The organism is Conexibacter sp. DBS9H8 (genome assembly GCF_023330685.1).
Lineage (GTDB): Bacteria > Actinomycetota > Thermoleophilia > Solirubrobacterales > Solirubrobacteraceae > Palsa-465.
Window position 1 is genome coordinate 1,154,806 of the sequence record NZ_CP097128.1, and the last position, 12,982, is coordinate 1,167,787.

Annotated in this window: 13 protein-coding genes and 1 pseudogene; 10 read left to right on the forward strand and 4 right to left on the reverse strand. The window is 66.7% G+C overall.

Features of this window, described 5'->3' with window-relative positions; genetic code table 11:
• Window positions 1-318: 318 nt before the first annotated feature.
• Complete coding sequence (locus M3M55_RS05395) at window positions 319-1,146, reverse strand: relaxase domain-containing protein (protein ID WP_249011805.1); 828 nt, start codon at window positions 1,144-1,146, stop codon at window positions 319-321.
• 536 nt (window positions 1,147-1,682) lie between these two features.
• Window positions 1,683-2,132: a MerR family DNA-binding protein gene (locus M3M55_RS05400; protein ID WP_249011806.1), complete on the reverse strand. Its 450-nt coding sequence runs from the start codon at window positions 2,130-2,132 to the stop codon at window positions 1,683-1,685.
• Between the two features lie 433 nt (window positions 2,133-2,565).
• Between M3M55_RS05400 and M3M55_RS05405 the strand changes: the two genes are divergently transcribed.
• Both M3M55_RS05405 and M3M55_RS05410 read left to right on the forward strand, forming a co-directional pair.
• Window positions 2,566-2,724 (forward strand): hypothetical protein, encoded by a 159-nt coding sequence (locus M3M55_RS05405; protein ID WP_249011807.1) that lies wholly within the window; start codon window positions 2,566-2,568, stop codon window positions 2,722-2,724.
• A gap of 152 nt (window positions 2,725-2,876) precedes the next feature.
• Window positions 2,877-3,329 carry a PadR family transcriptional regulator gene (locus M3M55_RS05410; RefSeq protein WP_256469040.1) on the forward strand — a complete coding sequence of 151 codons (453 nt, stop codon included), beginning with the start codon at window positions 2,877-2,879 and terminating at the stop codon, window positions 3,327-3,329.
• 47 nt (window positions 3,330-3,376) lie between these two features.
• On the opposite strand, the gene M3M55_RS05415 is transcribed toward M3M55_RS05410, so the two are convergent.
• Complete coding sequence (locus M3M55_RS05415; protein ID WP_249010767.1) at window positions 3,377-4,630, reverse strand: ISL3 family transposase; 1,254 nt, start codon at window positions 4,628-4,630, stop codon at window positions 3,377-3,379.
• A 1,103-nt stretch (window positions 4,631-5,733) separates the two neighbouring features.
• On the opposite strand from M3M55_RS05415, the gene M3M55_RS05420 reads away from it, so the two are divergent.
• The 7 genes and pseudogenes from M3M55_RS05420 to M3M55_RS05445 all read left to right on the forward strand — a co-directional run bounded on the left by M3M55_RS05420 (window position 5,734) and on the right by M3M55_RS05445 (window position 11,553).
• On the forward strand, window positions 5,734-6,009 hold the full coding sequence (locus M3M55_RS05420; protein WP_249011809.1) for a helix-turn-helix domain-containing protein: 276 nt from the start codon (window positions 5,734-5,736) through the stop codon (window positions 6,007-6,009).
• Window positions 6,009-6,446 carry a hypothetical protein gene (locus M3M55_RS05425; RefSeq protein WP_249011810.1) on the forward strand — a complete coding sequence of 146 codons (438 nt, stop codon included), beginning with the start codon at window positions 6,009-6,011 and terminating at the stop codon, window positions 6,444-6,446. The genes M3M55_RS05420 and M3M55_RS05425 overlap by 1 nt, the downstream gene beginning before the upstream one ends.
• A gap of 549 nt (window positions 6,447-6,995) precedes the next feature.
• Window positions 6,996-8,225 (forward strand): annotated as a pseudogene (locus M3M55_RS05430) (ISL3 family transposase).
• Between the two features lie 469 nt (window positions 8,226-8,694).
• The gene (locus M3M55_RS17405; RefSeq protein WP_256469041.1) at window positions 8,695-8,823 is read left to right on the forward strand and encodes a hypothetical protein; all 129 of its coding nucleotides are present in this window, start codon (window positions 8,695-8,697) and stop codon (window positions 8,821-8,823) included.
• A gap of 456 nt (window positions 8,824-9,279) precedes the next feature.
• Entirely contained in the window at window positions 9,280-9,819 is a 540-nt protein-coding gene (locus M3M55_RS05435) for an OsmC family protein (RefSeq protein WP_249011811.1), read from the forward strand.
• Between the two features lie 252 nt (window positions 9,820-10,071).
• Window positions 10,072-10,341, forward strand: a complete 270-nt coding sequence (locus tag M3M55_RS05440) for an antitoxin (RefSeq protein WP_249011812.1) — start codon at window positions 10,072-10,074, stop codon at window positions 10,339-10,341.
• Window positions 10,342-10,362: 21 nt separating this feature from the next.
• Window positions 10,363-11,553, forward strand: coding sequence for a hypothetical protein (locus M3M55_RS05445; RefSeq protein ID WP_249011813.1), 1,191 nt, complete (start codon window positions 10,363-10,365; stop codon window positions 11,551-11,553).
• A gap of 133 nt (window positions 11,554-11,686) precedes the next feature.
• On the opposite strand, the gene M3M55_RS05450 is transcribed toward M3M55_RS05445, so the two are convergent.
• Entirely contained in the window at window positions 11,687-12,286 is a 600-nt protein-coding gene (locus tag M3M55_RS05450; RefSeq protein ID WP_249011814.1) for a DUF1360 domain-containing protein, read from the reverse strand.
• Between the two features lie 137 nt (window positions 12,287-12,423).
• Here M3M55_RS05450 and M3M55_RS05455 point away from each other — a divergent pair, with 137 nt between their 5' ends.
• Window positions 12,424-12,927, forward strand: a complete 504-nt coding sequence (locus tag M3M55_RS05455) for a hypothetical protein (protein WP_249011815.1) — start codon at window positions 12,424-12,426, stop codon at window positions 12,925-12,927.
• Window positions 12,928-12,982: the final 55 nt, after the last annotated feature.

Genomic DNA, 12,982 nt, shown 5'->3' on the forward strand with positions numbered 1-12,982 from the left:
ACGTCCGGAGTAACTCGCTCAACGATGAAAGCGGTGGCGGACGCGTGCCCGAACGGGTCGCGCTCAAACCGAGGCGCAGCGGCTCTCCCTTGGCGCGGGAGGGTTCCAAGCTCGCGGTGCTGGCGAAGGAGCACAAGCGGCGGGTGCGAGATCGCTCGCGATCGATGGATTGCTCGGGGTCGATGGGGCCGCACGTTGCAGGCGCTGACGTTCGCGGCTGTGGCGACGAGCGGTTGCGCAATCCTCTGAAAGCGGCCGATAACACGCGCCAGATCGATCATGCAGTCGGACCGCGAGACGCTCGCATAGCCCGAGAGGTCACCCAGAAAGAGAAGAGGAGGTGAGCCCCTCTTCGGACTCCGCTCTCGCGCTGACAGGGGTGTTGCCGTTTGGCATGGCTCGTTTGGCGGTCTCCCGCCATGAGCGCCGCAGCTGCGCGATCGTCACGAGCTGCTGGGGATCAGCGTCAGCCGGCATCGAGCGGGGACGACGTACCCGCCAACGGGGCGGCGCAAGAGCACGGCGGATCTCCTTGGAGAGCGGGGTGCCTGTCACCCCGTCCATATTCCGCAGCATGGAGCGCAAGCACAACGAGTATGTCGGCGCAGCTACCACCAAGCTGGCGAACAGCGCCGCGCTGGGGGCCATAGCTCTGCGCGGGCCGTCGGCGTTCCCAGCAAGCACCACCAGCACGTGATCGTGGAGCTTGGGCTCGCCAAACTGCGTGCTGTGGTGGCGGAATGCCGCCACGATGATCCCCTTGTCGCCGTTTCGGAGGGGCCCACCGAGCACGCTGAAGAGGGCCATCAGCTTGCAGGACAGCCCGATGGCCGCCGCGACGGACCGGCTCTGCGCCGCGTCGATGACGTCAGCGGGCCGTTCTCCGGCCAGAGCCCACGCCACGCCGAAGCGGGCTGGCGCGGTGAACGTGAGCTCGAACCCCGCGGCCCGGCGCCGTCCTATCGCTGATCGCACGCCAGGCTCGCCGCCTCCCACGAGCGCCTCGAGTTCGCCCGCGGCGATCTCTGCGCTCCCCGGCGGAACCTGTTGTCCTCGCCTCACCCAACGAGGTGAGGGTTCCCCGGCCGCCACGCAAGCCCAGTACCCGCCCAGCCGAGCCGGCTCGAGCCGAGCGAGCCTGATCATCGCGATACCAACGGTTGGGCCGGAGGGTCGGGAGACGCACTCACCGGATCGCGCTGTCGCTCGGGCCGCGCGTCACTCACGGCCGGACCCTGCGCTGGCTCGGGAACGTCGGAGCGGACCTGGTCTGCTGCTATGGGGCCCTTGAGCAGCCGGCGTATGCTTCGGCGCGCTCGGCGACTGTATACCGCCACCACCGCGAGCGCTCCAGCGCCGCCGCCGGCGGCGGCGCTTGCCCCAGCTACCACCATCGGCAGGCACATTAGACGACCCTTTCGGTGTCGCCAAGACCTCCGCACAAGGCGCGGTGGCCGGCCAGCCGCAGACGCGTGCCCTGCCAGAGCGCAATGCGGTTTGGCGCCCGCAGGGCCAGCACAGCTGGCCGGCGCGTTCGACCGGAGCGCTCATCTCCTTCGGCCGGATCGCGCGCCTCGCCGCAGCCGCAAGCGCCGCCGCAGCCGCACCCGCAGTCGGAGGCGGTTTGAGCGAGTGTTTTAGACTCCACCTCCGGCGTCATCGTAGTGGTCGAGTTGCAGCATTCACACATGCAGGTCTTCCTTTCCGTTGTTGATCTGAAGAAGCGGAACGTCGCTCAAGCAGCCGCAGAAGGCGCCGTGACCCTGACAGCCGCAGCCGCCGCCGTCGCCCTCGGCGTAATCGACAAGATGCTGACGAAACGCGCTGAGCTCCCCGATCCGCTGGTCAATCTCGGCCACCTTTTCGGAGAGCAGGCGCTGCAGCTCGGGCACGACCTGCCCGCAGCAGCCGCTCTCGGCAGCGGCGATCAGCTGCCGGACCTCCTCAAGGCTGAAGCCGAGCGCCTTGGCCTGACGAACGAAGCGCAGCTTGCCCTCAGCCTCGGCGTCATAGAGCCGATACCCGGCATCGCTGCGCGCCGACGGCGACACCAAACCGATGCTGTCGTAGTAGCGCACGGTGCGACTCGGCAGCCCCACCGCCGCGGCAATCTGGGTGACCGTCCGTTCCACACACACACAATAAGCCTGACACTCGGGTGTCAGGTCAAGCCGAATTCATCCGCGACAGAATAATGTCCGCGCGCGACGCGATCCCAAGCAGGCTCTTCGGGCGTCTCAAGCGGGCTCTCTCTTCGGGCGGCGTAGCCGCCGGGATGAGTCGGCTCACGGTACGACGTACCAGGGGCCGTGGTGGGCCGACAACGTGATCGGGGGCATCGTGCGCCCTCGCGAGCATTGCGATAAAGACCGTCGTACTGCTGCTCCGCACTCGGAGCGGCGGAGGAGACTGTCGGTCCGGAGACTTGCGAAAGGAGGCCAGCGGCTGCCCGTGGCGCTCGCTTTCACACCAGCACTCACATCCAGCCGATTCGACCGCGCGACCTGCTCACCGCGGAGGCTGTTTCATGAAGGTTTGTCCGGGCCGGGGAAGACGATTCCGGGCATGGCTCAGAACTTCATTGCTGTGGACCGGGATCAGGCGTTTTTGTTGTTGCCGCCGTCGTTGCGGGAGTGGCTGCCCGAGGGGCATCTGGCGTGGTGTCTGCTGGTCCTCTACCGCGAGGCGAACAGAGCCCTGCTCCGCGCGGAGGCTATTTCGTAAACGGCTGGCGAGCTGGCCCCAATCTCATCGCGAACGCTGGCTGACCATCCGGGCGCCTCGCCGAGCCATCAATGCCGCAGCCAAGCCCTGGCGATGGGCTCACGCCGAGGCCAGATCTCGCGCAGCTCCCTATAGGTGTATATTGCATCTAGATGCCGAGAACGCGAGCGACCCAGGGTGGAGAAGAAGGCCCGTCAGAGCATGGGCGCGGTCGGGGTGGTTGGCGGTTCATCACGCCCGCGGTCTTGTTGCTGTTGGCTGGGGCGCCCGCGCATGGTTATGACTTGTTGGCGCGTATGGCCGAGGTGTTTCCTCGGTCAGGCGGCCTGCCGGATCCCGGCACGTTTTATCGGGTGCTGCGGGGCATGGAGAGCGAGGGATCGGTCGTGTCCTCGTGGGAGACCCCGAGCGCGGGTCCCGCGCGTCGGGTCTACACGATCACCGACAACGGACGCGAACAGCTCGACGGCTGGGTGCTGTCGCTGCAGCGGGATATCGAAGCGATGAGCAACTTCCTGCGCGCCTACCACGCGTTGGCTGGCGACCGGCGAACCGACGCACCAGACCAAGCCGGCAATCCCCCTACCCCGAGGAGTTCCTTGTGATCCCGTTGAACATGAGCTTTTTCTGGGTCTTGTGACGTTTTCGTGGGTCAGTTCACCCGTCCTGGCAGTGGCGGGCAGAGCCCTGAGAGCGTGAGCATCGCCAACGCGATCAGCGCGTGAGCGGAGTGGAACCCGTATGCGCGCCGGGTGATCAGACGGATCTGGGTGTTGATCTGCTCAACCCGGGCGTTGGACAGTCCGAGACGGACCGCGGCGAGAATCCCGTCCCGCTGGGCTTTGATCGTTCTGGCGAGCTTGCAGAACGCTGGCAGCCGACATCGCCGCGCCCAGGACAGCCAGCCGTCCAGCAGCCGTTCGGCCTCCTCGGGCGTGTCGGCCTGATAGATCTGGCGCAACTGTTCTTTGAGCAGATAGGCGCGGTAGAGCGGCCCGTTGAGCTTCTGGATCTCAGACAGCTTGGCGACTTGGCGGTCGGTGAGGTGCTCAGGGTTCTTCCAGACACAGAATCGGGCGCCCTTGAGGTCCTTGGCCAGGGTCAGGTTCTTCTCGCGTCGCGCGTCGCGCCAGAGCTCGCGGCGGACCTCATCGAGCGCGTCGGTCGCGAGTGCGATCACGTGGAACGGGTCCACGCACCGCTCCGCCCACGGGACCCGTTCAGCGACCGCGGAGCTGATCCAGCCGGCCATGTCACAGCTCACCGATTCGATCTCTTTGCAGCGTTCTTCGCCAAGCTGGTCAAAGAACGCGAGCACGGTCCGGCGGTCACGGCCGGGGGCGGCCCACACCAGCCGGCCGGTGTGGTGGTCAACGACAACGGTGAGGTATCTCTGACCGCGCTGGTGGCTGATCTCATCGATCCCGATGCTCTTGAGCCCCGCCAGCAGATCAACGCTCAACCCCGCTTCGCCGCAGACGCGTTCCAGGATCGTGCCGACAGACCGCCAGGAGCAGCGCATCAGCTCAGCGACAGCCTTCTTGGAGCAGTTCACCGCCAGCCAGGCGCATTGATCCTCAAAGGCGCGGGTGAAGCGGCTGTCATGGCGTGCCCACGGGACACGGGCGACGACAACCCCGTGACGGGCACAGGACACGCGCGGGGCGTCAGCCTCGATCCAACAGAAGCTGGTCCCGAGGTCCATCGCCCGCCAGCGCCGCCGTCCGCCACCACGGTCAAAGCGCCCAGACCGCCGGCCACAGATCCCACAGCGGTCCCGTTGACGCCAGCCCGGCCGGACCGACACGACGACCTCTACTTCCTCCCCAGCGTCGTTGACTGTCACGTCCTCGATCACCGCCCCGCGCAGCCCAAGCAGCCGCGCCCATATTCTGATGCTGCGCACGTCTCGTTTCGCCTCCAGTCGATCCCAGCCTTCGAACAGCCGGAAAGGCTAGAAGCGACGGGGCGTGCGCCCCATTCTCAGCCAGTCACCGCACCCACGAGAACGTCACAAGCGCCAAGTTTGCTTGCCGTCACAGCCCCGTGTCGCAACTGCCTGCTGCCGACGGAGTTCGTAGGCAAATTGACTTCCGCTGCGTAACTCGTGCCGCCGAGCGCAACGAACAGGGCCAAGTACGCCACCGCGTTCGCTCGGGCATGTGCCATCAGCCTGGACACGCACATCTCCCTTCGGTTGGGTCAACCATTTGGTGAGCTCCCCGGTCCAAGAGCGCCCGATGAGCCGAATGCTTGCGTGGATGAAGCTTGAGAACTCGCCGCCGTCTCAGCAGGCGCGGCCTGGGTGGCCGCTGTGGGGGGGACCGGCGGCGTATATGCCACGACTGTCTCGGTCGGTGCCTGCTGCTGTTGCTGTGGGTGCTGGTCTGCGGGACCAGCACCCAGTCCCGTCGCCTCGGGCGGCAGCTGCGCGACCGTCCGCCATGTCCGCCGCGTCCGCCGTGCCCGCAACGTCCGCCGCGTGCGAAGCCTCAACGCGGCGATCTGCTGCTGGGCTGCCCGGCGATCGATCCTGATGCGCTGCTCGAGCTGGGCCGTCTGAAGCTGAGCGGTTCGGAGGCCAGATCGGGGGCTGTTTGCCACGACGCCAGGATGGTGCACGCGCTGGCCGGCCGAGTGGGTCACGAAGAGCAGCGCCGCAGCGACCGCGGCGCTTGCGATGATCCCGCCGAGGAGCCCCAACCGCAGCGTGACCGGAACCAGACGAAGCGACCCAAGAAACGCGAACGGCGCCCGTAGGCGCCGTGTCCGTCGTCTCCGCAATGTCACCCCGGCCTGCTCCAATTCCGGGTCAAAAGGGGCATTCTCGGCCAGGAGCGGCTCTCGAGGCCGAGGTGGCTCCAGCGTCGCGATCCCGCGACGCCTGAGGGGTATCACCCTCGCTACGTGTTCTCCATCCGCTGGAGTCAACGTCTCACTCCCCTCCGCTGAGAGCCATGTCGGATACTCTAGCGCAAATTTTGCGTATTTGGCTATACTCGTGACCTCGTGGACAAGTCTGAGCTACTCACAGTGTCTCAGGCTGCTGAGGCGTTCGGCGCCACCAGCCAGACCATTCGCAACTGGATTCGCGCCGGCCAGGTTGACGCCGTCAGAATCGGCAACCGCTTCCTCATCTCCCGCCAGGAGGTCGAACGAATCCGCGGCTCGGCGCCGGTCTTCGAGGGCGACAGTCCCTGGGACGTCTCCAGCGCCGCCAAGCCGTTACAACGCCGCACCAGTCGACCGAAGACCGACCCTACCGAGGGTTTGCTGGGAGCCTGATGGACTCCGAGCAGGCATTCAATGAGGCGCGCGAGGTCTGGCGCGAAGCGCTACGCGGTCACGTTCTGGCCCCGCCCGACGCTGGCTTCTCCGTCCGGCTGCACCAGTTGGCTGCCGCTGCGCATCAGCGCGCCGCCGCCTGCGAAACCGCCCACGAGGACGGCTTCGAGTGGCCCGCCGCCCGCGGTGGCGCCAAACCACCGTATGAGCTTCAACCGGGCACCGGCCGGCGCGGCCCTGAAGAGCTTTGGGAGCGCTTTGACGAGGCCGTTGAGGAACTCGACCGCGTCAGCGAAGGCCGCAGCATGCGCGCCGTGGGGCGCGCCTACGCCGAGCTCGCCGAGGTCACCGACAAGCTTGCGGCAGCGGTGGAGCGTGACGATCGGGCGAGCGGGCTCCTGGCGCCGGTCGCCTCCAAGCGCCGACGGTCTGCGTAGGTCCTTCACGCGCCGGGGGCGTGGAGGCCGGGGTGTCTGGGCTATCAGCCCGCCATCTCACGGGCGGACATCCACCTGTCTGTAACGAACCAGATCCTCCTGTGCTCAGCATGCGTTCCGCTTGTGTGCTTCGGTGGCGTGAGATGGCCGACCAACGGGCACCGCGTGGACCATCGAAAAGAACGCGTGGCGATGCGCGCGACGTTGCGGCAGCGGACGATCCAGAGGTCACCGAAGGCATCGGGCCTGCGATAGGAATCCGGCGATCCCTGTCGCAGCCAAGCGCGTGATCGTTATGTCGTCATAGCATCGCCCGCCGATGCGCCGGCTGGTGATCCCATTCGTGGCAAACCTCTCGCCCGGGCAGTCGCGGCTGGCCATTGTTTCGACGCAGACGGGATGTCGTGCTCAAGAGCGGACGGGGCGGCACGAAAGTAAAGGCGCTCCTGACGTTTCCGTGGGTCGAGTGAGCGGGTGAGAAAGGCACACGCCGTGTGGTTCCTAGGGTTCCGGCTGTTCGAAGGTCGGAATCTCTGGAGGCGATACGACGTGCGCGGTATCAGGGTATGGGCGCGGCTGCTTGGGCTGCAACGCGCGGTGGTCGAGGCGGTGACTGCGGGCAGCGAGGGAGAGGTGATCGTCGCGGTCAGGCCTGGCGGGAGCGGGATCGCTGCGGGGTATGCGGGCGGAGGTGCGGTTGGTATGACCTTGGCGAGGGCCGTCGTCGCTGGCGAGCACTCGATCTGGCGAGCGCGTTCTGTTTCCTGGAGGCCGACGCGCCGAGGGTCAGCTGCCGTCGGCACGGCGTCGCGGTCGCGGCGGTGCCGTGGGCAAGGCACGGGAGCCAGTTCACCCGCTCCTTTGAGGATCAGATCGCCTGGCTGGCGGTGAATACGTCAAAGACCGCGGTCGCGGAGTTTATGCGCGTCGCATGGCGCAGCGTCGGGCATTTCCTCGAGCGCGTCGCTGACGAGCAGCGTGCGAAGGTGGATCTGCTCGACGGTCTGCGACGGATCGGGATCGACGAGATCAGCCATCGCAAGGGGGCAGCGGTACCTCACCGTCGTGGTCGACCATCACACCGGTCGCCTCGTGTGGGCCGCCCCGGGCCGCGACAGCAAGACCGTGCTCGCGTTCTTTGACGCGCTCGGCCAAGAGCGCTGCAAACAGCTCGAATTGATCTCGGCGGACATGGCCGCCTGGATCGCCGCTCCGATCACCGAGCGCGCCCCGCAGGCCGAACGGCGCGTGGACCCGTTCCACGTGGTCATGCTCGCGACCGGCGCGCTGGACCAAGTGCGCCGTGAGGTCTGGAACGACGCCCGCCGGCAGGGCAACATGCAGCTCGCGCGGGACCTCAAGGGCGCCAGGTTCGCTGTCTGGAAGAACCCGGAGAACCTCACCGATCGCCAGCGATCTAAGATGTCGATGATCCAGAAGACCAACGCCCGGCTCTACCGGGCATACCTGCTCAAGGAGCAACTCCGACAGAATCTACCGCGTTGGCTCCGCCCAGGCCGAGAAGCTCCTGGACGGCTGGCTGGCGTGGGCCCGACGATCCAGGCTGCCGTCGTTCGTGAAGCTCGCCCGCACGATCACCGAGCAGCGCGCAGGGATCCTCGCCGCGATCAGCACGGCCTCAGCAACGCCCGGATCGAGCAGATCAACACCCAGATCCGACTGATCGCCCGCCGCGCCTTCGGGTTTCGCTCACCCGCCCCGCTGATCGCGCTCGCGATGCTCAAGCTCGCGGGCCCGTGCCCCCCGGTGCCGCAGTGAAATAACCCACGGAACAGACAAGCCGGGGTCCTAAAAGGTGGTGGTGGACGTGAGCGATGGCCGTCTTCTGACAGTGCTGATCGACGAAGGCGTCGAGCTCAGCGAGCTGGCCATCTATGAGGACGTGTCCCTCCGCCAAGTCCAGCCTGGATCAACGGGCTCAAGACCCCGACCCGCTTGAGCGCGAAAGCATCGCCGCCTGGCTACACCGTGAGGCAGAAGACGTCTGGCCCGGGCCGATCGTCGTCCCGCCACGGGCGCGCCGCCTCATCCACGGCCCGATCATCACAAACCCACCGGCTGGAACGATGTCGTGGGGGTGCAGGCCGAGCCCGACCCGGTCGAGCTGCTCGCAGCCGCCGAGATCAAGTCAGCCTGCTGGACTACACGCTCACCGATTGGCTGAACACTCCCGGGTTCCTCGACACCCTCGCTGAGAAAGCGAGCGCCGGGCCTGCGCCCTGGCGCGGTGACCACCCGTTGGCCGCTTGCAAGCCCGCACTACGCGCTCTGGCGCCGCTGGCAGGACCTCGATCTCGAAATCTCCTCCCACGACGAAATCATCGAGGAGCTCACCCAGCAGGCCGCAGATGCGTGAAGCATTCGGGATCGGCCCCGACACCGCCGCAGAGATGCTGATCCTCGCCGATCGTAGCCTGAAGCGTTGGCGAAGCCACCATTCAACTCCGGTTAGCCGCGATCTCACGCGTCTCCCAGACCCTCGCCGTCACCACCCGGCCGGTCCGTCGAACGACTCCAGGTCGGCGAATGCTACGGTCGGGGTCGAGCGGTACTGATGCTGTTCAAGTCTCAGTCGCTTTCCGCGAGGGCACGGCACGTCGCTCGTCGATCACCGTCCGGATCGATGAGCTTGACCGCACCCGCAGTGATTTGTCTGCAGCCGGCTCGGCCAGGACCTTGCCGTGAACACGATCAGAACGTCCCTTACAGTCGATGCAATTACTGTGACGGCCTGAACGACTGGATCGCCGTCGGCCTCAGCATTACCGTCGGCCAGCTTTCAGCCTCACCACCTGAAGCAAGGAGAATGCGCATGCACAACGTGAACCTCGAGGCGCTCAACCAGACGGTCGAGAAGGCACGCGAGAACCCTGCCGCAGTTCGGCAGCAGGCCACGTTCACCGGCGAATGGAACGTTCAGGAGGGCGCTGCGCAATTTCGGGGCGCGATCCCGCACCCGGGCGGCGAGATGATCTTCGAGGCGGACTTCCCACCGCCGATGGGTGGCAGCGGCTCAGCGCCGAACCCGCTCGCCTACTGCTTCTGGGGCGGGCTGGCCTGCTACGCCATGACGTTCGCGCAAGAAGCCGCTCGCCAAGGCGTACAGATCAGAGCGCTACGGGCACACGCCCAAGCCGAAGTGGACCAGACCCGCGCGCTCGGGCTCAGCGACCGCCCGCCGGTCGAGCAGGTCGACTGGCGGCTGGAGATCGACGCCGACGCGGACGCGGACAAGCTCCAGGAGCTCAAGCGTCTAGCCGACGAGCACTGCCCCGGCGCTTTCTGCCTACGCAACCCGATCGCTCTGAACACAACCCTGCAGGGCGCAACCAATGAGCCAATAAAGCCCTGAGAACACGAGACCGGCCGGGACGAGTCCAGATGCTCCGCTGAAGCGAGCTTCTTCTCGCTCCGGGGACACTCGAGAACAGCGCGCCGCCGACCGGCCGCGGGGCTGGCAGCAGCGCGTTCTCCTCGCGCTGGTCGGACGCACAGTCTCACTGTTGCTGCGCGCGAGGCTCGGCACTGTGGGTGCGCCCAGCGCAGAACCCCAGGTCAACTACGATCACAAGCAGTCGCACACCGCGGCTGAGGAAGGAGACCAATGGGATTCCGAGAGAGGTTGAGCGATCTGACGTCGCGGGCGGAAAAGACGGCCGCAGAGCACAAGGAGGAGATCCGCCGGACGATCACAAAGGCAGAGGCCGCCGCCGACCAGCAGACCGGCGGGAAGTATCACGACAAGATCGAGCAGGTCGGTGCGAGGGCCGGAGCCTATGTCGAGGGGCTCCAGCCGGAGCAGCCGCGATCAGCTCAACCCGCCAGGCCAGAGTCTTCTGAGCCACATCCTTCTGAGCCACATCCCGAGCAGTAGCTTGAGTTGAGGCGTGTTGCGATGAGCCAGAACCCGAGTGCGCCCAGTCTCATGATGCGCGTGAGAGCCAGCCTGGTTGGTGAGGTCTCGGCTGCCACCGTTGAGTCTTATCAACACGCTGGCGGCGCGGCCTTCGATCTCTACGTTGGGGTGGAGCAGCGTCGCGGCGAGTTGATCGAGGCGCGCACCGACCTGTGGGATCTCGATTACCCCACGCGGGCGTGCTTTCTCTGCTGCTGGAACGCATTCGCGCTTCAGACGTTGGGCGACGCGTTCCTGAAGGCCGACTACACGGCAGATCCGAAGACCGTCGGGTTTCTGCCGAGGGTGACTGAACGTCAAGCGCTCGCGTTCTACTCTGAGGTCGAGCCGTGGGTGAGCCGCGCGCATCAGGCGCAGAGCAACCCGGGGTACAGATTCGACGTGATGGTGCCGGCGCTGCTGCCGCCCTGGGTTGATGTCGATCCGTGTCCTCACGCGCATCTCGACGCGATGCTCGCTGCGTGCGCGGCGATGCGCGAGCACGCCGAGCTGGCTGTCGCTGACGCGGAGCGTGCGGCGGTGGGCCGGCACTCAGAAGATCTCGACCGGTTGCGTCAGGCACTAGCGATGGTGACGAGCGCCGCTGATCACGCCGCCTCGCTTGATCATCACACCGCGCCGCGCGAGCTTCACGAACGCATCGAGCAGGCGATCAAGGACGCGATCGAGGGCGCCTACCGGCTCGGACAGCTCGCTGCAATGCCGCAGTTGATCAGCAACCCTGCGTCGGTGCCCGGCGGCCGCCCGTTGATCCCGGGTCCTGGAGAACCTGGCTTTGACCCTTGGTGCTTGACCGACCCGCAGAGCCGCTCTCATTGGCAGAACGATCGCGATGCGCAGCGGGCGATGACACTGCTGTGGCAGCGCGACCCCGACGCTCACCGCACGATCTCCGTCCAATCAGACCTGGAAGCGGCGTTGGCCGCCGGCAACATCCGGTACGCCACCGACCGCGCCGGGAATTGGCTGGGGAACTACTACTGCTGTCCGTGGTCGCCCATCTACACCGCGGTGAGGGCGACGACCATTGCCGGCACCCCCCTGCGTCAAGGCCAGCAGTTCGCCTTCGACGTATCAGCGGAGGACATGTCACGCGGAGGACCGTTCAAACGCGAGCTGCTGCTCGGCGACTTCTCACCAACCGATCAGATCGACTACTGCGACGAGTAGCTTTCGCTCCTATCACTGTCGAGCACGCGCTCGCGGGAGGGGCGGGCACAGTGTGGCGGTCGCCAGCACGAGCACGACCAGCTGGGAGACCACAGGATCTTCACGGGTACGTCGGCCCTGCTGCGGGGCAGCGTCAGCCGGTGTCTTTCGGAGATGCTGACTTGCGCGCAGCGTCGACCTCAAGGGAGGTCTTGTTCGTCCGCTCGGCCAGCAGCTGGAAGCCGCTCTGCAGCAGGTCGTTGGCCCCCGTGAGCGCGAGCACGCTGCTGGCCGTCCTGCCCGCCGCCGGCGAGGCCGTCCAGAGGCCAACCAGGGTCAGCGCGCTCCACGTGCCCACGCAGCGCGTGCAGGTGAGGAGTTCTCCGATCGCGTAACGGATGCCGCTGCCTTCCGGGACAGTGGGCTTGTGGTCGGCGCTCTCGCGGACGAATGGCTCCCGCAGCCAGGTCGACACCTTCTCCTTGGCCACCACGTCGGCCAGCGCGAACGTCGCGACTGCCAGCACCGGGAGATCCGCCCGTTGGATCCGGTCGCGGCCAGCGCGCTCTTGGCGCCGGGCGAGCCCGATCACCCCGAGCAGCCCCGCCACGAACACCGTCTCTAGAGCGGCATAGTCACCCGGCCCGGCCGCCGACGGGGGCGTCGACGTCGCTCCTGGCCAGCGCGAGCGGCGCTCGCTCGTGGCTGGCTCGCCCGCTTGCGACAGCTCCTCGCCCTGCGGTTTTGTACCCATCGTCGCCTCCTCGCGATCTGTTCCCAGGGCATGGCCGTGTTCGTGACCACCTGCATCTTAGGAGGCTCTGCCTGTCGGCCCCGGGGTCAGTCGGCCTCCCTCAGAGGGTCATGGCAGTCGTCCTATGATTGCCGGCCATGACAGAGACGAGCCGCCTGCGCGGAGTTACGTACAGCCAGAGCCTCGGTTTGCTGCGCATGTGGCCAGGTGTGCGCTGGACGTGGGCCACCGGCGGAACAATGGTCGCAGCGGTGTTGATTGGCGTGCCCACGCGGATCGTTCCGACGCCGCTGTTCGGGCGTATGACGCCGGTCACCTGGTGGGACTATCCGGTGTGGGCGGTCTCTTCGGTGCTTTCGGGAATGTTGGCCGCCAGCTACGTGCGGTGTCCCGCTGGCGCGGTGCCCGTGCCCGGGCCGCTCAAGGGCAAACGCAACGTGGCAGCGATGCTGTTGTCGGGCTTCGCCGTGGGGTGCCCGATCTGTAACAAGGTCGTGGTGGGGCTGATCGGCGTCAGCGGCGCGCTGAATTACTGGGCGCCCCTGCAGCCGCTGCTCGGGGTCCTCAGCGTCATGCTGCTGGCGTTCGGGCTGGCGGTACGGTTGCGCGGCGAGGTCTCCTGCTCCGCGACTGGTGCATGAGACGGATAGAAGCCGGCCGGCGGCGCGAATCAATTGTCGGGCCCGTTGATGCCCG

What these genes read in the sequence shown, in the direction of transcription:
- M3M55_RS05395 (WP_249011805.1), bottom strand. Translation starts at nt 1,146, where the DNA reads ATGATCAGGCTCGCTCGGCTCGAGCCGGCTCGGCTGGGCGGGTACTGG.
- M3M55_RS05405 (WP_249011807.1), top strand. Translation starts at nt 2,566, where the DNA reads ATGGCTCAGAACTTCATTGCTGTGGACCGGGATCAGGCGTTTTTGTTG.
- M3M55_RS05410 (WP_256469040.1), top strand. Translation starts at nt 2,877, where the DNA reads ATGCCGAGAACGCGAGCGACCCAGGGTGGAGAAGAAGGCCCGTCAGAG.
- M3M55_RS05425 (WP_249011810.1), top strand. Translation starts at nt 6,009, where the DNA reads ATGGACTCCGAGCAGGCATTCAATGAGGCGCGCGAGGTCTGGCGCGAA.
- M3M55_RS05435 (WP_249011811.1), top strand. Translation starts at nt 9,280, where the DNA reads ATGCACAACGTGAACCTCGAGGCGCTCAACCAGACGGTCGAGAAGGCA.
- M3M55_RS05440 (WP_249011812.1), top strand. Translation starts at nt 10,072, where the DNA reads ATGGGATTCCGAGAGAGGTTGAGCGATCTGACGTCGCGGGCGGAAAAG.
- M3M55_RS05445 (WP_249011813.1), top strand. Translation starts at nt 10,363, where the DNA reads ATGAGCCAGAACCCGAGTGCGCCCAGTCTCATGATGCGCGTGAGAGCC.
- M3M55_RS05450 (WP_249011814.1), bottom strand. Translation starts at nt 12,286, where the DNA reads ATGGGTACAAAACCGCAGGGCGAGGAGCTGTCGCAAGCGGGCGAGCCA.
- M3M55_RS05455 (WP_249011815.1), top strand. Translation starts at nt 12,424, where the DNA reads ATGACAGAGACGAGCCGCCTGCGCGGAGTTACGTACAGCCAGAGCCTC.